Source organism: Streptomyces sp. NPDC096310, from assembly GCF_044763125.1.
Taxonomy (GTDB): Bacteria; Actinomycetota; Actinomycetes; order Streptomycetales; family Streptomycetaceae; genus Streptomyces.
This window is the reverse complement of record NZ_JBIWFO010000003.1, coordinates 94,128-113,564: the sequence shown is the minus strand read 5'-3', so window position 1 is coordinate 113,564 and position 19,437 is coordinate 94,128. Positions and strand designations below refer to the sequence as shown.

The 19,437-nt window shown below is 72.0% G+C and carries 15 protein-coding genes; 2 read left to right on the top strand and 13 right to left on the bottom strand.

Annotation, left to right across the window (positions count from 1 at the left end):
- Positions 1-149 precede the first annotated feature (149 nt).
- From ACIQ7D_RS08785 to ACIQ7D_RS08745, 9 genes are all read right to left on the bottom strand, one after another.
- Positions 150-431, bottom strand: coding sequence for an HU family DNA-binding protein (locus ACIQ7D_RS08785; protein WP_004571953.1), 282 nt, complete (start codon positions 429-431; stop codon positions 150-152).
- Positions 432-838: 407 nt separating this feature from the next.
- Positions 839-2,269, bottom strand: coding sequence for an NAD-dependent malic enzyme (locus tag ACIQ7D_RS08780; protein ID WP_403935289.1), 1,431 nt, complete (start codon positions 2,267-2,269; stop codon positions 839-841).
- A gap of 454 nt (positions 2,270-2,723) precedes the next feature.
- The gene (locus ACIQ7D_RS08775) at positions 2,724-5,180 is read right to left on the bottom strand and encodes a HelD family protein (protein ID WP_403935287.1); all 2,457 of its coding nucleotides are present in this window, start codon (positions 5,178-5,180) and stop codon (positions 2,724-2,726) included.
- Between the two features lie 62 nt (positions 5,181-5,242).
- Positions 5,243-6,097 (bottom strand): anti-sigma factor family protein, encoded by an 855-nt coding sequence (locus ACIQ7D_RS08770; protein WP_403935285.1) that lies wholly within the window; start codon positions 6,095-6,097, stop codon positions 5,243-5,245.
- Positions 6,094-6,681: a sigma-70 family RNA polymerase sigma factor gene (locus ACIQ7D_RS08765; RefSeq protein ID WP_114624088.1), complete on the bottom strand. Its 588-nt coding sequence runs from the start codon at positions 6,679-6,681 to the stop codon at positions 6,094-6,096. Before ACIQ7D_RS08765 ends, ACIQ7D_RS08770 begins: the two co-directional genes overlap by 4 nt.
- Before the next feature lie 346 nt (positions 6,682-7,027).
- Entirely contained in the window at positions 7,028-7,642 is a 615-nt protein-coding gene (locus ACIQ7D_RS08760) for a CGNR zinc finger domain-containing protein (RefSeq protein WP_403935283.1), read from the bottom strand.
- 116 nt (positions 7,643-7,758) lie between these two features.
- Positions 7,759-8,289, bottom strand: coding sequence for a GNAT family N-acetyltransferase (locus tag ACIQ7D_RS08755; protein WP_403935281.1), 531 nt, complete (start codon positions 8,287-8,289; stop codon positions 7,759-7,761).
- A 201-nt stretch (positions 8,290-8,490) separates the two neighbouring features.
- Complete coding sequence (locus ACIQ7D_RS08750; RefSeq protein ID WP_403935279.1) at positions 8,491-9,630, bottom strand: uroporphyrinogen-III synthase; 1,140 nt, start codon at positions 9,628-9,630, stop codon at positions 8,491-8,493.
- Between the two features lie 145 nt (positions 9,631-9,775).
- On the bottom strand, positions 9,776-11,152 hold the full coding sequence (locus ACIQ7D_RS08745) for a nitrate/nitrite transporter (RefSeq protein WP_403935277.1): 1,377 nt from the start codon (positions 11,150-11,152) through the stop codon (positions 9,776-9,778).
- 275 nt (positions 11,153-11,427) lie between these two features.
- On the opposite strand from ACIQ7D_RS08745, the gene ACIQ7D_RS08740 reads away from it, so the two are divergent.
- Complete coding sequence (locus ACIQ7D_RS08740) at positions 11,428-12,480, top strand: LacI family DNA-binding transcriptional regulator (protein WP_403935275.1); 1,053 nt, start codon at positions 11,428-11,430, stop codon at positions 12,478-12,480.
- A gap of 20 nt (positions 12,481-12,500) precedes the next feature.
- On the opposite strand, the gene ACIQ7D_RS08735 is transcribed toward ACIQ7D_RS08740, so the two are convergent.
- The 4 genes from ACIQ7D_RS08735 to ACIQ7D_RS08720 form a co-directional block, all read right to left on the bottom strand.
- Entirely contained in the window at positions 12,501-13,730 is a 1,230-nt protein-coding gene (locus ACIQ7D_RS08735; RefSeq protein ID WP_403936058.1) for an acyltransferase, read from the bottom strand.
- Positions 13,731-13,798: 68 nt separating this feature from the next.
- The gene (locus ACIQ7D_RS08730; RefSeq protein ID WP_403936056.1) at positions 13,799-15,922 is read right to left on the bottom strand and encodes a bifunctional polysaccharide deacetylase/glycosyltransferase family 2 protein; all 2,124 of its coding nucleotides are present in this window, start codon (positions 15,920-15,922) and stop codon (positions 13,799-13,801) included.
- 87 nt (positions 15,923-16,009) lie between these two features.
- Positions 16,010-16,828 carry a hypothetical protein gene (locus ACIQ7D_RS08725; protein ID WP_403935273.1) on the bottom strand — a complete coding sequence of 273 codons (819 nt, stop codon included), beginning with the start codon at positions 16,826-16,828 and terminating at the stop codon, positions 16,010-16,012.
- A gap of 156 nt (positions 16,829-16,984) precedes the next feature.
- Positions 16,985-17,932: a LysR family transcriptional regulator gene (locus ACIQ7D_RS08720; protein WP_403935271.1), complete on the bottom strand. Its 948-nt coding sequence runs from the start codon at positions 17,930-17,932 to the stop codon at positions 16,985-16,987.
- A gap of 102 nt (positions 17,933-18,034) precedes the next feature.
- Between ACIQ7D_RS08720 and ACIQ7D_RS08715 the strand changes: the two genes are divergently transcribed.
- Complete coding sequence (locus ACIQ7D_RS08715) at positions 18,035-19,432, top strand: MFS transporter (protein WP_403935270.1); 1,398 nt, start codon at positions 18,035-18,037, stop codon at positions 19,430-19,432.
- Positions 19,433-19,437: the final 5 nt, after the last annotated feature.

The window sequence follows — 19,437 nt, the reverse complement described above, 5'->3', positions numbered from 1 at the left end:
CCGGGGCCCTCTGACGGGAGACCAGGGCCCGGGGGCGGCCGCGGGGGCCGGGAGGACGGACACAACACAGCGGAGGCGGCTCCCCGGTCGGGGAGCCGCCTCCGTGCGTCGCCTGGGGCCGGGGTGCCGTTACGTGCTCCCCGTGGCGCTTACTTGCCCTTGGCGGCTTCCTTGAGCTTGGAGCCCGCGGAGACCTTCACGCTGTAGCCGGCCGGGATCTGGATCGGGTCGCCGGTCTGCGGGTTACGAGCGGTGCGAGCGGCACGGTGGGTGCGCTCGAAGGTCAGGAAGCCGGGGATGGTGACCTTCTCGTCGCCCTTGGCGACGACCTCGCCGACCGTCTCGGCGAGAGCGGCCAGCACAGCGTCGGCGTCCTTGCGGGTCACCTCGGCGCGGTCGGCCAGGGCGGCCACCAGCTCACTGCGGTTCATGTTTGTACTCCCGTGTTCTTCTTGCCTGTGAGGCGTGAGATCGAAGCCGATGCTGCCAGGGCCCTCGGACAGTCCCCGGACCCGGGTCTGCTGACAGACCCTCGCGCCCGAATACGCATCCTGCCCCCACCAGCGGCGGGAAAGCCAATCCGGCACCCTCCGGAGCCGGACGAAGAGCGCCACTGCCTCGTCGTCGTGACGTTCCGTCGACTCTGTGGAGACTCCTTGGAGCCTTGGGGGCCCATGAGCCCGCCGGAGGCCCTGAAACCTCCCTGGAGCCGCGGGGCTCATGGTCCGCCACCCTAGAGGGGCCCGCCTGGCCCGGCGAATCGCGACGCGCCGGGCACCGGACGGACGTGAGATGTACCGCAGTGGCCGCTACCGTGACCGGCCCGGGGTGGGCATGGTCACACCGACGGGGCCGCGCCGGCCTCGGCGGTCTTCGCCGCCGCGTCACGCACCGCGCCCGCGACCGCACCGGCGACCTTGTCGTTGAAGACGGACGGCACGATGTAGTTCGGGTTCAGCTCGTCCTCGGTGACGACGTCCGCGAGGGCGGTCGCCGCGGCGAGCATCATCTCCGTGTTGACCGTACGGGACTGGGCGTCCAGGAGGCCGCGGAAGACGCCGGGGAAGACCAGCACGTTGTTGATCTGGTTGGGGAAGTCGGAGCGGCCCGTGGCCACCACGGCCGCGGTCTCGCGGGCGATCGCCGGGTCGACCTCGGGGTCCGGGTTGGCCAGCGCGAAGACGACCGCGTCGTCCGCCATGGCGGCGACGTCGGCGCCGTCCAGGACGTTCGGGGCGGAGACGCCGATGAAGACGTCGGCGCCGACCACGGCCTCCTTGAGGGTGCCCGTGACGGCCTCGGGGTTGGTGTTGTCGGCGATCCAGCGCAGCGGCGACTCGGGGGCCGCCTCGACCAGGTCCGCGCGGCCCGCGTGCACCACGCCGTGGATGTCGGCGACGACCGCGTGCTTGACGCCGGCCGCGATCAGCAGCTTGAGGATGGCCGTACCGGCGGCGCCGGCCCCGGACATGACGACCCGTACGTCGCCGACGGACTTGCCGACGACGCGCAGCGCGTTGGTCAGCGCGGCGAGCACCACGATCGCGGTGCCGTGCTGGTCGTCGTGGAAGACCGGGATGTCCAGCGCCTCGCGCAGCCGCGCCTCGATCTCGAAGCAGCGGGGCGCGGAGATGTCCTCCAGGTTGATGCCCGCGAAGCCGGGGGCGATCGCCTTGACGATCGCGACGATCTCGTCGGTGTCCTGGGTGTCCAGGCAGAGCGGCCAGGCGTCGATGCCGGCGAAGCGCTTGAACAGGGCCGCCTTGCCCTCCATGACCGGCAGCGCGGCCTTGGGGCCGATGTTGCCGAGCCCGAGCACGGCGGAGCCGTCCGTGACGACCGCCACGGAGTTGCGCTTGATGGTGAGCCTGCGGGCGTCCTCGGGGTTCTCCGCGATCGCCATGCAGACCCGGGCCACGCCCGGCGTGTAGATCATCGAGAGATCGTCACGGTTACGGATGGGGTGCTTCGACTGCATCTCGATCTTGCCGCCGAGGTGCATCAGGAACGTACGGTCGGAGACCTTGCCGAGGGTCACCCCCTCGATCCCCCGCAGTTCCTCCACGATCTGGTCCGCGTGGCCCGTGGAGGTCGCGGCGATGGTGACATCGATCCGCAGCTTCTCGTGGCCGGAGGCGGTCACGTCCAGGCCGGTCACCGAGCCACCGGAGGACTCCACGGCCGTGGTGAGCTGGGAGACCGCGGTACCGCTCGCGGGGACCTCCAGCCGGACCGTCATCGAGTACGAGACGCTGGGCGCCGTTGCCATGACCGAGTTCCTCTTCTTTCCCTAGCCGCATTGCCGCCCCGCGGGAACGCACGTTCCGACGCGGCCTACAGATGGTCGCACCTACCCGCAGGTAACGGGTAAAGACCTTTATCTACGGAACCCGCGCCCCCGGCCCGCGACAGGGTCCCGGGACACCGTGGGGCCGGGTCCGCCGCACGGCGGCGCGAAAGACCTTAACAGTGGGCGCGCCCAACAGAAGCAGGCCCCCACCGTTCGCCGGTGAAGGCCTGCTGACACGCGGGTGAAACTCCAGGGTGTACTCCACGATGTAAGTGACACCGGCCCGCCATGCTCGCCTCGCGGCAAGTGGTCGCTCGAAGCGACGAAGGTTGGGCCCGGGGGCTTGGATCGGGCCGGTGTCACACCCAGGCTAACAAACCACCCCGGTAAGCGATTCCCTCCGTACGAGTTGACCGGAAGTCAATGCGTACGGTCACTCCCTGAGCAGGTCGGGAACGCCCTCGGCGTCCGGCTCGTCGCGGGCCGCCGAGACCACCGTGAGCTGCTGCGTCGCCCGGGTCAGCGCCACGTACAGGACCCGCAGGCCGGCCGGGGACTCGTCGGCGATCTCCGCGGGCGAGACCACCACCGTCGCGTCGTACTCCAGCCCCTTGGCCTCCAGACTGCCCAGCGCGACCACCCGGTCCCCGAGCGCGGCCAGCCAGCGCGCCGCCTGCTCGCGCCGGTGCATCGCGACGACGACGCCCACCGTGCCGTCGACCCGGTCCAGCAGCGCCTGGGCCTCCGCCCGCACGACGCGGGCGAGGTCCCCGTCCTCGACGACCGCGAAGCGCGGCCGGACGCCCGTGGAGCGCACCGCGCGCGGCGCCTCCATCCCGGGCATCGCGAGCGCCAGGACCTTGGTGGCCAGTTCGGCGATCTCGGCCGGGTTGCGGTAGTTGACCGTCAGGGTGAAGCGGCGGCGCGGCCGGGTGCCGAGGGCCTCGTCCCTGGCCTCCGCCGCCTCGTCCGGGTCCGACCAGGAGGACTGGGCGGCGTCGCCGACGACCGTCCAGGTGGCGTGCCGGCCGCGGCGGCCGACCATCCGCCACTGGAGGGGGGTCAGGTCCTGCGCCTCGTCGACGATGACATGCGCGTACTCGGTACGTTCCGCCGCCAGCCGCTCGGCGCGCTCGCGCTGCGACTCCTCGCGCTGCGGCATCAGCTCCTGAAGACCGGTGAGCTGGTCCAGCGGGTCGAGTTCACGGCGCCTGCGCTGCCGCGGCGGCGCGCCGAGCAGGGTCTCCAGCTCGTCCAGGAGGGCCACGTCGTGCACGGAGAGCGGGCCCGTGCCGTCCGGGCCCAGCCGCTTCAGCGAGCGGGCCAGGCGCCGGGTCTCGCCCGGGTTGAGGACACGGCGGGACCAGCGGCCGAGGCGGCGCTCGTCGGCCATCGCGGCGAGCACCCCGCGCGGGGTCAGCTCGGGCCACCAGGCGTCCAGGAAGGCGGTGAAGGAGTCCTCCGAGGTGATGTCCTCGTCGAAGGACGAACGCAGTTCGGCCGCCAGTTCGGGGTCGGTGTGGCGGCCGGCGGAGCCGGAGCGCGACCAGAGGGCGTCCAGCAGGAGTCTTCGGGCCCTGGGTCTGAGCAGGTTGACGGGCGCGGTGCCGCCGAGCACGGTGTGCCGGATGCGCCGCAGCTCGTCCGCCTCCAGTTCGAGGCGGCGGCCGAAGGCGACGACCCGCAGCAGATCGGTCCGTACCGCCACGCCGGGCGTGTCGTCCTCGTCGGCGGCCTCCTCCCCCTCCGGGTCACCGAACGCGAGCTGGCCCACCGGACCGCCCGCCCGGGGCCGGGGTGCCGGGGCGGGCCCCGTACCGCCTTCCAGCGCCCCTCTGGCGGCCTTGTGCAGCACCTTCAGCATCCGCGCCGAGCCTTTGACGCGGGCGACGGCCGGTTCGTCGTACGCCGTGGCCTCCGCGCCGTCCACCAGCGAGCCGACCGCGCGGATCGCGACCTGCCCCTCCTCGCCCAGCGACGGCAGCACGCCCTCGGTGTACGCGACGAGCAGCGGCGTCGGCGAGACGATCAGGATGCCGCCCGCGTACCGCCGCCGGTCCTGGTAGAGCAGGTAGGCGGCGCGGTGCAGCGCCACGGCGGTCTTGCCGGTGCCGGGGCCGCCGGAGACCTCGGTGACGGAGGCGGCTGGCGCCCGGATCACCAGGTCCTGTTCGGCCTGGATGGACGAGACGATGTCCCGCATGGTGTGGCTGCGGGCCTGCCCGAGGGCCGCCATCAGCGCGCCGTCGCCGATCACGGCCAGCGTGTCGCCGCCGAGCGAGGCGGTCAGCTCGGGGCGCATCAGGTCGTCCTCGACCCCGAGGACCTGGCGGCCCTTGGAGCGGATGACCCGGCGCCGTACCACCCGGCCGGGGTCGACCGGGGTGGCGCGGTAGAACGGCGCGGCGGCGGGCGCGCGCCAGTCGATGACCAGCGGCGAGTAGTCGGAGTCGAGCACCCCGATCCGGCCGATGTGCAGGGTCTCGGCGATCGCGGCCGTACGGTCGGGCCCGATGGCGTCGTCGGCGGGCTCGACCGAGGTGTAGGCGCCGTCCGGGCCCTTCCGGCCGTCCTTGCCCTGGAGGAGGTCGATCCGGCCGAAGAGGAAATCCTCGAACTCGTTGTTGAGCCGGTTGAGGTGGATCCCGGCCCGGAAGACCTGGGCGTCCCGTTCGGCGAGGGCTCCCGGCGTACCGACCTGCCCCCGTTTGGCGGCGTCGTTCATCAGGAACTCCGCCTCGTGGATCTTCTCCTCCAGGCGTCGGTACACCTGGTCGAGATGGTGCTGTTCGACGCCGATCTCACGGGCGCGTACGGAGTCGTGCCCCGTGTCGCGTCCGGGATCGACGGCGGGTCCAGCGGATTCAACAGCGGCATCCTGCGCGGCCACCGAGGCCCCCTTCATGACGTGCGTCGGGCAGCCGTCAACCGTACGCGAAGGGGGCACGTATGTCAGGCGTCGATGTCCAGCAGTCGCTTGCCGTCGAAGCTCCGTACCTCGAAGTGATCGAACTCGCTGGGGCTCATGGACGTGCTGCCCTGGATGTAGAGCGGCTTCCTGGCGTCCTCGTTCGTGCTGTCGGGGATGCCGTACCCCCACTTGGGCACGGACCAGGACGTCGCGACCTCCTGCTCACCCGTCTTGGAGACGGCGATCAGGCTGCACTTCAGCGGCCCCTTGATGTTCTTCAGCTCCAGGGTCATCAGCGTGCCGTAGAGCTTCTCCTCCATGGCGACGGTCCCGCTGATCTTCGTGGTCGGGTCCGTGGCCCCGACCCTGTGGGTCATCTGGCCGAATTCCTTCGCCGGGGTGGAGCGCGCCTCGATGTTGGTGCTGCCGCTGCCGCCGCCCTGCGTGGCGACCCCGACCGCGACGGGACCGCCGACGATCAGCGCGGCCGCGGCAGCGACGAGGTAGAGCCCGCGGCGCTTGCGCTTGACGCGTTTCGCGGCCACCTCGTCGACCAGCTTGTCGAGAAGCTGGGGGCTGGGCCGTACGGAGACGGACGGTGTCGGGAGCTGGGAGAGCGGGACCGGCGGCGGGGCCTGCGGGCTGATGGAGGACACGGAGGCGAGGGAGCCCGGTGGCCCCATGGAGCCGAACGGGTCCGGGTTGTCCGCCAGCATGGCCAGCATCGGTTCCATCCCGGAGAACTCCTCCAGATGGACCGCGCAGATCCGGCACCCGGCCAGATGCGCTTCGAAGATGGAGGCGTCGACATCGTCCAGAATGCCGAGAACATACGCGCCGACGGTTTCATGCACAGTACTTTCGTCGCCCAGTCCGTACTGCTCGTGCGTGGTCATGCCGAGACCCCCCTTTCCTCCAACGCGAGCTTCATCGAACGCAGTGCGTAGAACACACGGGAACGCACGGTCCCGCTGGGTATGCCGAGTGTTTCGGCCGCCTCGTTGACGGTACGCCCCTTGAAGTACGTCTCCACGAGTACTTCCCGGTGGGCGGGGGTCAAATCCTCAAGGGCATCTGAGAGCGTCATAAGCCACAACGCCTTGTCGATCTCGTCCTCCGCGGGCATGACCTCCAGCGGCGACGGATCGACTTCCTGCGGCCGGGCCTGCCGGCTGCGGTGTCCGTCGATGACGATGCGCCGGGCGACCGTCACCAGCCAAGGTCGGACAGAGCCGGTCGCCCGGTTGAGCTGACCGGCGTTCTTCCAGGCACGGATGAGCGTCTCTTGCACGACGTCCTCGGCTCGCTGGCGGTCGCCCGCCACGAGACGCATGACGTAGGCGAGCAGCGGTCCGGCATGTTCCCGGTAGAGGGCTCGCATCAACTCCTCGTCTGGTGCGGGAGTGTTGGTGCGCGGTGTCGCGCTCCGGTGTCGGGCCCGGTGAGGGCGGTCATCGGCCACGGCCGCATCCTTGCGCACCTAAACCTCCCGGTCGATACCTTCATGGCTGCTTCTCCCTCATCACTACGGAAGCCCGACCAGCGGTGCTCAACCGTTCCGAAAAATCTTTCAAGATCTTTTGGGCGCGCTCCCACGCCCTCTGGGCGGCTCGCACACCGATCGTTGCCGCACCCCGGGATTCGTGCAGAACTCGTGGAGGAGATGTCCATGACTCGCAAAGAGGGCGCGCAGAGTTGGCTTGAAATAGCGCAAGAACCCTATGGAATCGGCCGGAGAGGCCCCCTTGTCCGGCCACCCGGAGTGTGCCGAACCGCCGTCTGTGCCGCCTTTGGGCGTTACGGGGCTCCCGGGGACACCGGGATGCTCATGCCTCGGTCAGGGCCGTCCTGCGCCGGTGCCGGGCGACCCGTTCGCGGTTCCCGCAGACCTCGCTGGAGCACCAGCGGCGGCGCCGCCCCCGCGAGGTGTCGAGATAGACGCGCCGGCAGCGGTCGCCCTCGCACCGCCGCAGCCGGGCCCGCGCCTCCTGGTCGGTGAGGAGTTCCACGGCGTCCCTGGCCACGGCGGCGAGCAGCGCGGCACACTCCGGCTCGGGGATCGGGGCGCGTACGAGGACGCCCGCGTCGTTCCGTACGGCCCTGATGCCCGGCGGCGCCCCGGCCGCCAGCGCGTTGACCCGCTCCAGGGCGGCGGGCGCCTGCCGGCCGTCGAGCTCGGCTCGTACCAACCGCCCTATGCCGTCGCGGAGTTCGGTGAAGGAGCGGACCCAGCGGGCGTCGATCCCGGCGAGCGGGGTGCCGGGCGGCAGCAGTCCGGCGCCGAGCAGCCACCGGCCGAGGGGTACGGCGCCGTCGAGCCGCCCCCGGCCTCCCGGGGGCGGTTCCGCGGTGGCCACCAGGTCCAGGCAGACCCGCCCGGAGTCGTACCGCCAGCCGTACGCGCCCGTGCCCGCCCTGCCCGCTGTCCTGCCCGCCGCCATGCGCCTGTCACCGCCTCGGATGTCACCGTGGGTGCCGCCCCGGGTGCCGCCCTTCCCAGAGTGCCCGCAAGGCGGCGCCGCCGGAACCCCCGCCACCGCCGCTGTCCGAGCCGGTGTCAGGGGGCGGTGTTCGGCGGGCCGTTGTGCAGGATGCGCTGGAAGAGATGGTGGTCGCGCCAGGCGCCGTCGATGTGCAGGTAGTCCGGGGCGGTGCCGATCATTTCGAAGCCGCACTTGCGGAGCACGCGCTGGGAGGCGACGTTGGCCAGAACGGTCGCCGCCTCGACGCGGTGCAGCCCCAGATCGTCCCGGGCCGCCCGGCAGACCTCCTCGACCAGTCGCGTCGCCAGGCCGCGTCCGGTGTACCCGGCGTCCACCCAGTAGCCGAGGCTCGCGCTGCGGAAGGGCCCGAGCACGATGGTGGAGAGGACCGCCTGGCCGACGACGAGGTCACCGTCCCTGAGGTGCCAGATCCGGACGGAAGGGTCGGCGATCCGGTGGGCCTGGGCCTGCGCGGTGAAGAAGTCGGCGGGACGTATGGGGCCCCAGGGGCGCATGTGGTCACGGTTGCGCAGCAGCGCCTCCACCACCTGCTGGGCGTCGCCCGGGGCGGCGGGACGGATGAGGATCGGGGAGTCAGAGGCCATCTCCGTACGGTACCCAGGCAGGTCCGGACCTCACGGCCCGCTTTTCCGGAGGTCCGGCGCGCGGGCCTCCGGCGCGCGGCCATCCGTTGTACGGACCCTCCGTTGTACGGACCTCCGTCGCGCGGGCCTCCGTTGTACGGACCTCCGTCGCGCGGGCCTCGGGCGCCGGGGCAGCCGCCGCCGCTCGGACGCGGCCGCCGCTCAGACGTCGGCGTACTTGGAGTCCGCCGACGGGTCCAGCGCCAGCCGGTAGCCGCGCTTGACCACGGTGTGGATCAGTTTCGGGGCGCCCAGCGCCGTCCTGAGACGGGCCATCGCCGTCTCGACGGCGTGCTCGTCACGGCCCGCGCCGGGCAGCGCGCGCAGCAGCTCCGCCCGCGACACCACCCAGCCCGGCCGCCGCGTCAGCACCTTCAGCAGCGCCATACCGGCGGGCGGCACCGGCCGCAACTCGCCGTCGACGAGGACCGCGTGGCCGCGGATCTCCACCCGGTGGCCCGCGACCGGCAGCGTACGGGCGCGTCCCGGCAGCTCCGTGCAGAGCACCTGGACGAGCGGGCCGAGCCGGAAGCGCTCCGGCTGGACGGTGTCGATGCCCCGCGCCTGGAGCGGCAGCGCGGTGACCGGCCCCACGCACGCCGCCAGCACATCGTGGTGGAGGGCGTCGAGCAGTTCGGGGAGCCGGCCGCGCTCCTCGGCGCGGGAGAGCAGCGAGGCGGCGGCGGGCGCGCTGGTGAAGGTGACGGCGTCCACGGAGCGGGCCACGGTCGCGTCGATCAGCCGGTCGACCGGGGCGAGGTCCTCCGGCGGCATCCAGCGGTAGACGGGGACGACCACGACATCGGCGCCGCCCGCCCGCAGCGCCTCCACGAAGCCGGGCAGGGGTTCGCCGTGGAGCTGGAGGGCGATACGGCGCCCCTCGACGCCCTCGCCGAGGAGGCGGTCCAGGACCTCGGCCATGGACTCGGAGGCGGGCGACCACGCCTCGGTGAGCCCGGCGGCCCGGATGGCGCCCTTCACCTTGGGCCCGCGGGCCAGCAGCTCGACGCCGCGCAGGCAGGAGAGCAGGTCCTCGCCGTGACCCCAGCCGTCGGCCGCGCCGATCCAGCCGCGGAATCCGATCGCGGTCGTGGCGACGACCACGTCGGGCACCTGCCCGATCAGCTCCTTCGTCGCGGTCAGCAGCTCCGCGTCATCGGCGAGCTGCACGATGCGCAGGGCGGGCGCGTGCACGACGGAGCCGCCGCGGCGCTGGAGCAGCGCCCCCAGTTCGTCGGCGCGCCGGGCCGCGGTGACCCCGATGGTGAATCCCGCGAGCGGGCCGTGCCCCTGATCGTCCACGTATCTCCTCCCGCCGTTCTCCCGCTTGCGCCACCTTCGCACTCGCACGCGAATCTGTCGCACCGGGCAAGACGACCGAGCCTGTCAACCGTGCGTGACAGGCCCGGTACGCCACCATTTCGCCGGTGTTACGTCCGGCTCCGGTCTACACCTCCGCGTAGCTGAGCCTGGGCTCGCTCTCCGCCTTTACGGAGCTGACGGGCGCCCTGCGAAGGTATACCGCCCAGGTGAGGACGAAGCAGCAGGCGTAGAAGACCAGGAAGGCGACGAACGCCGAGGTGCCGGTCCCCGCCGTCTGGAAGGACTGCCGGAAGGCGAGGTTGATCGCCAGCCCGCCGAGTGCGCCGACTGCTCCGATCAGTCCCATGGAAGCCCCGGAGAGCCGGCGTCCGTACGCGGCGGCGGCTTCCCCTGACATCCCCTGCTCCAGCGCCCTGGCCTGGAAGATGCCGGGGATCATCTTGTACGTGGAGCCGTTGCCGAGCCCGGTGAGCAGGAACAGCGCGACGAATCCGACGAGGAAGACGGTCAGCGACTCGATCACGGAGGCGAAGATCACGACACCGGTCGCCGCGGCCATCGCGGCGAAGTTCCACAGGGTGATACGGGCGCCGCCGTGCCGGTCGGCGAGCGTCCCGCCGACCGGCCGGACCAGCGAGCCGAGCAGCGGCCCGATGAAGGTGATCGAGGCGGCCTGGAGAGGGGTGCGGCCGAACTGGGTCTGGAGGACGAGCCCGAACGCGAAGCTGTACCCGATGAACGACCCGAACGTCCCGATGTAGAGGAACGCCATGATCCAGGTGTGCCGGTCGCGTACGGCCTCCTTGGCGGCGCCGGTGTCGTTCTTGACGGGCGCGAGGTTGTCCATGAACAGCGCGGCGCAGACGGCGGCGCCGATGATCAGGGGGATGTAGACACCCAGCACGATCCGGGGGTGCGCGGCGCCCGCGACCCCGATCACCAGCAGCCCGACGAGCTGTACGACCGGTACCCCGATGTTCCCGCCGCCCGCGTTGAGGCCGAGGGCCCAGCCCTTCTTGCGCAGCGGGAAGAAGGAGTTGATGTTCGTCATGGAGGAGGCGAAGTTGCCGCCGCCGACCCCGGTGAGCGCGGAGACCACCATGAAGGTGGTGTACGAGGTCCCGGGCTCCATGACGACGAACGCGGCGACGGTCGGCAGGAGCAGCAGCAGCGCGCTGAAGACTGTCCAGTTCCGCCCGCCGAACCGTGCGACGGCGAAGGTGTAGGGGACCCGGGCGATCGAGCCGACCAGGGTGGCGGTCCCGATCAGGAAGAACTTCCCGGCCGGGTCGACGCCGTACTCCGGCCCCATGAACAGCACCATCACGGACCACAGGGTCCAGATGGAGAAGCCGATGTGCTCGGAGAGCACGGAGAAGAGCAGATTGCGCCGGGCTGTCCGCTCCCCCGTCCCGCGCCAGAAGGTCTCGTCCTCCGGATCCCAGTGCTCGATCCAGCGGCCCCCTTTACGTGCTGCGACGGTGGTGATCGGGGCAGTCATCACGCCTCCACGGACGGGTTCGGTAGGTGATTCCGACCGTAGATACGCCGCGTTTCGCCCCCGTGCCGCAAAATGACCGCCGCGCAACCTTGCTCTCACCCGGGGCGGGGGACCGCTGTGAGCGGGACCCCGAGAGAGGGCTCGGGCGGACCGGGGCCCCGGTGACCGGCGAAAATCCGCGTCCCTCTCCCTCGCGCGCCGATTACTGTTCCAACTCGGGGTGACTCAGCGTGCGTTGGAGCGGCCGGCGCGCGCCCCGACGCGAAGGGGACCGCATGGCGCGTACGACGACGAGAGCCACCGGCCGGGGCGACCGGCCCCCAACCCTGGCCCAGGTCGCCCAGCGGGCGGGGGTGTCGCCGCAGACCGTGTCCAACGCGCTCAACGCCCCCGAACTTCTCGCGCCGCCGACCCTGGAGCGGGTCCGCAGGGCGATAGCCGAGCTGGACTACCGGCCGCACCAGGCCGCGCGCGCCCTGCGGACGCGGTCCAGCAAGCTGATCGGATACGGGGTCCACCCCATGACCCACGGGGACTCGGGGCCGGTGATGGACCACTTCCTGCACGCGTTCTCGCGCTCGGCCAACGAGGCCGGGTACCGGGTGCTGCTCTTCACCGCGCCCGCCGGGGCCGAGCACGAGCCGGACTGCTACGCCGAGCTGCTGCGGGAGCAGCCGGTCGACGGTTTCGTCCTCACCCACACCTTCCGGGGCGACCGCCGCCCTGACTGGCTGCGGGGCCGTGGTGTCCCCTTCGTCGCCTTCGGCCGCCCGTGGTCGGCACGGCCCGCCGGGGACTGGGTGGACGTGGACGGCGCCCACGGCACCTCGGCCGCCGTCGACCACCTCGTCGCGCTCGGCCACCGCAGGATCGCCCTGCTCGGCTGGCCGAAGGGCTCCGGCGTGGGCGACGACCGGGCCGGGGGCTGGCGGGAGGCGATGCGCCGCCACGGGCTCCCCGTACGCGGTCTGCGGGCGTCCGCGGCGAACGAGGTCGGCGCGGCGCGGGACGCGGTGGCCCCGCTCCTCTCCGCCGGTACGACGGCCGTGGTGGCGGTCAGCGACACCCTCGCCCTCGGCTGCTACCGGGCGCTGCTGGAGAGCGGCCGTACGCCGGGGCGCGATGTCGCCGTCGTCGGCTTCGACGACTCCTCCGCCGCCGGGCTGCTCACCCCCGGCCTGACCAGCCTGCGCCAGCCGCTGCCCGAGGTGGGCCGCGCCTGCACCCGGCTGCTGCTCGCCCGGATCAAGGAGCCGCGGGGCGCGCCGGAGCAGGTGTTGCTGACGCCCTCGCTGGTCGTCCGGGAGAGTTCGGCGTACGCGGGCTGAGGGGCCGAGGGGCCATCGGATCAGCGTCCGCGGGTGCCCCTGGTCCGCTTCTCCCCGTTCGGCCACAGCCTGGGCCGGCGCTGTGCCGCCAGGTCCTCGACCCATCCGACGGCCAGGATCATCAGCCCGATCATCGGCCACACCATGACCAGCGGCAGCACGTTGTACAACGAGTCCAGCTCCGTGGCGAAGGATTCGGACCCCGGGATGTTCCAGAGCTGGTCGATGAGCGGGTACGTCATCATGATCAGCAGGTTGTGCCAGAGGTAGATCGTCACGGCCCGGTTGTTGGCCAGGGTGATGGTCGAGTCGAACTGCTTGAGCTTTCCCGGCAGTTCGTGCCAGGACGGCGAGTACTGGAGCAGGATCACCACGAACCCCAGCGACCAGGTCGCCTGGGCGAGCGGGATCTCGTCCAGGTTCCAGCCCTCGGCGGTGAGATGGCCCGAGGCCCACCACAGGCCGAACGCCATCGTCATGGCCGCCAGGGAGACGGTCAGATAGCGCGGCACCTTCTGGAACATGCCGTCGTTGTGCGCGAAGCCGAGCACCCAGCAGGCGCCGTACACCGCGAAGTCCGTGAGCGCCATCCCGAACTCGCCGGGGACCTCGACCAGTCCGGTGCCGATGACGGCCGTCAGGGCGACGGGGAGGAGCAGCGTCACCCACGGCGCCCGGCGGAACGCCCGTACCAGCAGCGGCGAGAGCAGGACGAACCACAGGTAGGCACGGATGTACCAGAGCGGGCCCGCCGAGTCCTGGGCCCATGTCGTGTCGAGGATGCCACTGCCGTCACCGCTCTCGAAGGGGTACGGCGGGGCGCCGATCGGCACGAGGTAGTTGAGCAGTCTGACGATGCCCCACAGCCCCTCCTCGCGCACCGGCTTCCAGCCCATCAGGAACATCACCGGCACGATGATCAGCGCCAGCGCCCACATCGGCGGCAGCAGCCTGCGCAGCCTGCCGCGCAGAACGCTCCACGGGGGGCGCTTCGCGAGCGACCTGGCCATCAGGGACCCGGCCAGCGCGAACATCACGCCCATGGAAGGGAAGAGGATCGTCAGCCAGGCCCAGCCGAAGATGTGGAAGACCACGACGCGGACCAGTGCCACCGCGCGCAGCAGGTCGAGATAGCGGTCCCGGCCGGGCGGCTTGGGGAGCGGGGCGGTGGGCGGTGCGGCGGCGGGCCCGGCCGGGCCCGGGGTCAGGGCCGGGTGGCCGTACGCGGGGGTCGCGTCCGTACCGCCCATGCCTCCGCCGCCCCCGAACCCTCCCGTACCTCCCCTGCCGCCCGTACCCGCGTTCACGGAGTGGTGGCTCACGCGACCGGCCTCCGCTCCGCGTCCCGTGCGGCCCGGCCCGGGATCGATCCTGGCGCCTCCACCACACCGGTGCGGCGCAGCTTCTGCCAGCGCAGCCGGCCGCCGGTGAGTGCGGTGATCCAGGACTGGAGCAGCACCACGTACATGAGCTGCCGGTACAGGATCTGCTGGAGGGGCAGTGAGATCAGGTGTGTCATACGTTCCCTGTCGAGCCGGAAGGCGTAGGCGGCGCACACGGCCTGGACGAGCAGGACGCCCAGCCACGCGCCGACGGTCTTCTGTGTGGGGCCGAAGACCAGGCCGTACACGAGGAAGACGTCGATCAGCGGGGCCAGCAGCGGCGCGAGCACCATGAAGAGGGAGACCAGCGGCAGTCCGACGCGGCCGAAGCGGCCGGAGGGGCCGCGTTCGACGAGGGCGCGGCGGTGCTTCCAGATCGCCTGCATCGTGCCGTAGCTCCAGCGGTAGCGCTGGGACCAGAGCTGCTGCACGGACTCCGGGGCCTCGGTCCAGGCGCGGGCGCGCTCGGCGTAGACGACGCGCCAGCCGTCCCGGTGCATGGCCATGGTGATGTCGGTGTCCTCGGCGAGCGTGTCGTCGCTCATGCCGCCGACGCGGTCCAGCGCCTGGCGGCGGAAGGCACCGATCGCGCCGGGGATGGTGGGCATGCAGCCGAGGACGTCGTACATACGGCGGTCGAGGTTGAAGCCCATCACGTACTCGATGTGCTGCCAGGCCCCGATCAGGGTGTCGCGGTTGCCGACCTTGGCGTTGCCCGCGACGGCGCCGACCCGCGGGTCGCCGAAGGGCTGCACCAACTCCCGTACGGTGGACGGTTCGAAGACGGTGTCGCCGTCCATCATCACGACGATGTCGTGGCCGGCGTGCGCGATGCCGTTGTTGAGTGCGGCCGGTTTGCCGCCGTTGTGCTGGCGTACGACATGGACATTGGGCAGCCAGAGCGCCTCGACGATGTCGGCGGTCCCGTCGGTCGAGCCGTCGTCGATGACGATCACCTCGATCGGATGGTCGCTCACCATCAGGGAGTTGACCGTATTGGCGATGCACTCACGTTCGTTGTACGCGGGGACCAGGACGGTGACCGGTTCGGTGACCTCCGGGCCCCAGCGGAAGTCGCGCCGGCGCACCTTGCGGGCGTGCGCGAAGGAGAGCACCAGCATCAGCCCGAACCGCGAGATGACCAGGAAGCCGATCACGGCCAGCCCGGCGACCAGGACGCCGGTGAGGTTGTCCGAGAGGGCCACGGCGGCGACCCACGCCTTGCCCTTCCACAACTCGACGCCGGTGACCGGGGTATGGGCGCTGGGCGCGCCGAGCGCCTCGGTGAGGTTGGCGAAGGTGAAGCCGCGCTTCCGCATCTCGGGCAGATAGCGGCCGAGCGCCTCGACGGTCTGGGAGCGGTCGCCGCCGGAGTCGTGCATCAGGACGATGGAGCCCTCGTGGCCCTTGGGGGTGACGCCCTTGATGATCGCGTCGACGCCGGGGCGCTTCCAGTCCTCGCTGTCGAGGCTGTCGAGGACGGTGATGTAGCCGCGGCTGCCGATGTACTGGGTGACCGGCCACGACTTGTTGTCCATGGCGTCGGCGAAGGAGGAGTACGGGGGCCGGAAGAGCGAGGAGCGGATCCCGGCGGCGCCCGCCAGCGCGAGCTGGTTCTGGGTCAGCTCCCAGTCGATCCGGGACCGGGTCTGGTAGGAGAGGTCGGGGTGGTTGAAGGTGTGCAGCCCGATCTCGTGGCCCTCGTCGACCATGCGCTTGACGAGCTCGGGGTAGCGGGAGGCCATGGTGCCGGTGACGAAGAAGACGCCGTGGGCGTTGTACCTCTTGAGTTCGTCGAGGACCTTGGGGGTCCACTCGGGGTCCGGGCCGTCGTCGAAGGTGAGGACGAGCTTGCGGTCGGGGATGTCGATCGACCGGGCGGCCTCGGAGCCGCGCGCGTCGATGACGGGGCCGCCTTCGAGGATGTGGCGGGGGACCTCGTCGGTGGCGGCCGGGGGGCGGACGCGGTGGTCGGCGAGGATCTCGCTGTGGACGTAGCCGCGGAGCATGAGCATGGCGGCGAGCGCGACGAGGACGAGCGAGGGCAGCAGATAGCGCATGGGCAGCCTGCGCCGCCGGGCGGGCCCGGCGCTTCTTCGGGGCTTGGTGCCGCGGTGGTGCTGGGCCCGCCTGCCTGAGGAGGTCATCTACCGCGCGCCTTCCGCTGCCAGTTGGCCGCCGTCGTCGACGGACGGTGTCTCGACGGGAGGGCTGGGATCGGCGGGCGGCGAGCTGATGTCGCTGGTGGTGGGGGTCGGGTCCTGGCCCCCGGCGCCGGCGGAGCCCGCGCCGCCGGAGGTGCCGGTCCCGGTGTCGTCGCTCTTGCCGGGGCCGGGGTCGGGATCGGTGTCGCCGGGGGCCCCGGAGGCCGCGGGGGGCAGGACGGAGTTCGACGCGCCCGGGGCGGGGACGACCGAGTCGCCGGTGGTCACGGTCCCTGAAGTACGGGGGGCGGTGGCGCCGCCGGTGTCCGTCGCCGCGGGTGAGGCGGTCGGACCGGCGCCGCTGGACACCGCGGTCGGGGAGGTCGTGGGGGCCGGCTGTATCCGTACGACGTCCGGCTCCTTCTTGTCCGCGAGGCCGGGTATCTGGAGCCAGGGGGCGGAGGAGTCGCCGCCGAGGAGCGCGGCCACCACGGTGACGGCGTAGCAGGCGCAGGCGATCGCGACGACCCAGCCGGCCCGGCGGAGCTTCTTGCTCCGACGGCCGCTCTCGTCGACGAAGACGGGGCCCTCGGGGGGATCGGCCGGGTCGGTGCCTATGGGGGTGCCGGTGCCTATGGAGGTGCCGGTGCCTATGGAGGTGCCCATGGTCGTGCCGGTGCCGGGCTGCGTCACGGGACGGGTCCCGGGGGGCAGTTCGGAGAGCTGACGGCCCAGACCGTCCAGTTCCACGGTCACATCGTTCGGCTCATAGGTGTGCCCGGTCCGGGCATCTTCGCGCCACTGTTCCACTGAAGTACGCACATCCCCCACCACTGACTGATTTAGGTGCATACATAAGCTGGCTGAATTTGTCGGCCGAGACCCCACTCGCACCGCGCGCCCCTACCACACCGCACCCGGGCAACGAATGTAGCGCACCGAGAGAGTGTGTGGATCCGGTTCACAAGTTGTGATGTATCAATGCAAGAACAGTGGTAGGAGGAGATCGGCAGGGTCCGGATCGAGCCATCCCTCGTCGGCTGCGAGCTCGGCAGCGGCAGCTCGCAGCGCCTCCAGCCCCGGATGACGCGACTCTTTGCGCCACACCAGCGAGAGCGGCGACAGAGGGACGGGATCGATGAGCGGACGCAGCACTGTGTCCGGCATCACCGGGAAATCTATGACGGTCAGGACCGGTTGGCGATGCTTGGCCATGACTCGGCGGAACTCCTCCACACCGACGGCCATCGGCGCGGGCGGGGCGACCTCGATGGAGCGGCCCGCGAAGAGCCGTCGCGCCAGCTCGGTCCACTCCTCGGTCCCCGGGTTGCCGGCGCCCGCGTACACCCGCTCCCCCGCGAGCGCGTCGAGCGGCACCCCGGGGAGCCGGGCCAGCGGATGGTCGTACGGCAGGAGCACGGCCATCGGCTCGTACCGGACGAGCTGGTGGCCGAGCGCGTCGCGCAGGACGGGCGCGAGCCCTCCCACATAGCCGAAGGAGGCGTCGAGCCGCCCCGCGAGAATGTCCGCGGCGGCGCCGGTCAGGCCGCTGCGGAAGCGGGCCATCAGCTCGTGCCGCGGGACGAGTTCACGGGCCCGCGCCAGCACCCGCCCGGAGACCATGCCCTCGCTGTTGAGGTCCACGAGCAGCGGCGCCACCTCGCCCGTGCGGGCGGCCAGCAGCTCGTTCTGGGCCGCGAGCACCCGGCGGGCGTACGGAAGCAGTCGCTCGCCGTCCGCCGTCAGGGCCACCCGGCGGGTCGTCCGTACGAACAGCTCCACGCCCAGCTCCCGTTCCAGCCGGCGGACATCGCGGCTGAGGGCCTGCTGGGCGAGGTGGAGACGGGCGGCGGCGCGGGTGAAGTGCAGCTCTTCGGCGGTGACGGTGAAGGCGCGCAGCAGCCGGGGGTCGATGTCCTTGGGCACACGGCATTGAACAGCCCACGCCCGCCATTGACAACGGGATTGCGTGAACGGCCTCCCATCAGGTGTTGGACCGGGAGCGGGGCGGGCCGTGAGGGTGAGGCCATGCCGTACTCCCGCTCCCCGCTCCCCCGCTCCCGTCCGTTCACCGCGCCGCGCCCCGAACCCGTCCGACCGAACACACCGCTGTTGGCGGTGACCGGCTCCACGCTGGTCCTGGCCGCGCGCGAGGAGGGGTACGGAAGCGCACACCACGGGGTGCGTCAGGGCGCCGCACGCCGGAGCGCGCGGCGGCGTGTGCATCCGTACGCCCGTCTCTTCGCGCCCCCGGGCGCCCGCGCGTTCACCGCCGGGAATCTGCTCGCGCGCCTCCCGATGGGGATGTTCAGCGTGGCCGCCGTGATCATGATCGCCGGGTCGCGCGGGTCGTACGCCCTGGCGGGCGCCGTCACCGCCACCGGTCTCGCGGCCACGGCCCTGGCCGGCCCCTGGACGGCGCGCCTCGTCGACCGGTACGGGCAGGCCCGTGTCGCCGTCCCCGCCACCGCGATCGCCGTGCTCGGCTCGCTGGCCCTGCTGCTCTGCGTACGGTACGGGGCCCCCGACTGGACGCTCTTCGCCGCCTACACGGCGACCGCCACCACCCCCAACACGGGCGGCATGTCCCGGGCACGCTGGGCGCATCTGCACCGGGGCGACGCGGCGGCCCTGCACACCGCCAACGCCTTCGAACAGGCCGCCGACGAGCTGTGCTTCATGCTGGGCCCGGTGCTGGCCGCCTTCCTGTGCACCGCGCTCTTCCCGGAGGCGGGCACCCTGACCGGTGCGGTCCTGCTGCTGACCGGTGTCCTGGTCTTCGCGGCCCAGCGCGCCACCGAACCGCCCGCCGCCGGGCGTACGGCCGCCTCCCTGGCCCCGCTGCACTCCCCCGCGCTGACCGGGCTGCTCGCCGTCTTCCTCGCCACGGGCGTGGTCTTCGGCGCCACGGAGGTCGTCACCCTCGCCTTCGCGGACGACCGGGGACACGGCGCGTGGGCGGGCGCGGTGCTCGCGCTCCAGGCGGCCGGATCGGGGGTCTCGGGGCTGCTGCTGGGCTCCCTGGCCCCGGCGCGCCGTCCGCGTGTCCGGCTGCTCCTGTGTGTCGCCGCGATGGCGGCGCTGCTGACCCTGCCGGCGCTCGCGGCGCGCACGGGCTCGCTGCCGCTGCTGGCGGGGGCGCTGCTGCTGGCGGGCGCGGCGACCGCGCCGACGATGGTGACGGGGATGACCCTCGTCCAGCGCCTCACCCCGGAGGCCCGGCTGAACGAGTCGATGACCCTGGCGGTGACCGCGCTGCTCGCGGGGATCGCGGCGGGCGCGGCCCTGGGCGGCTGGGCGGCGGAACACACCACCGCGGCCCGGGCGTACGCCGTACCGCCGGCGGCGGCGTCGCTCGCGCTGCTCCTCGCGGCCTTCGGCGCGTACCGGCCCGGGAAGCGCCGCGAGGCCGGAACGGCACGGTGACGGGA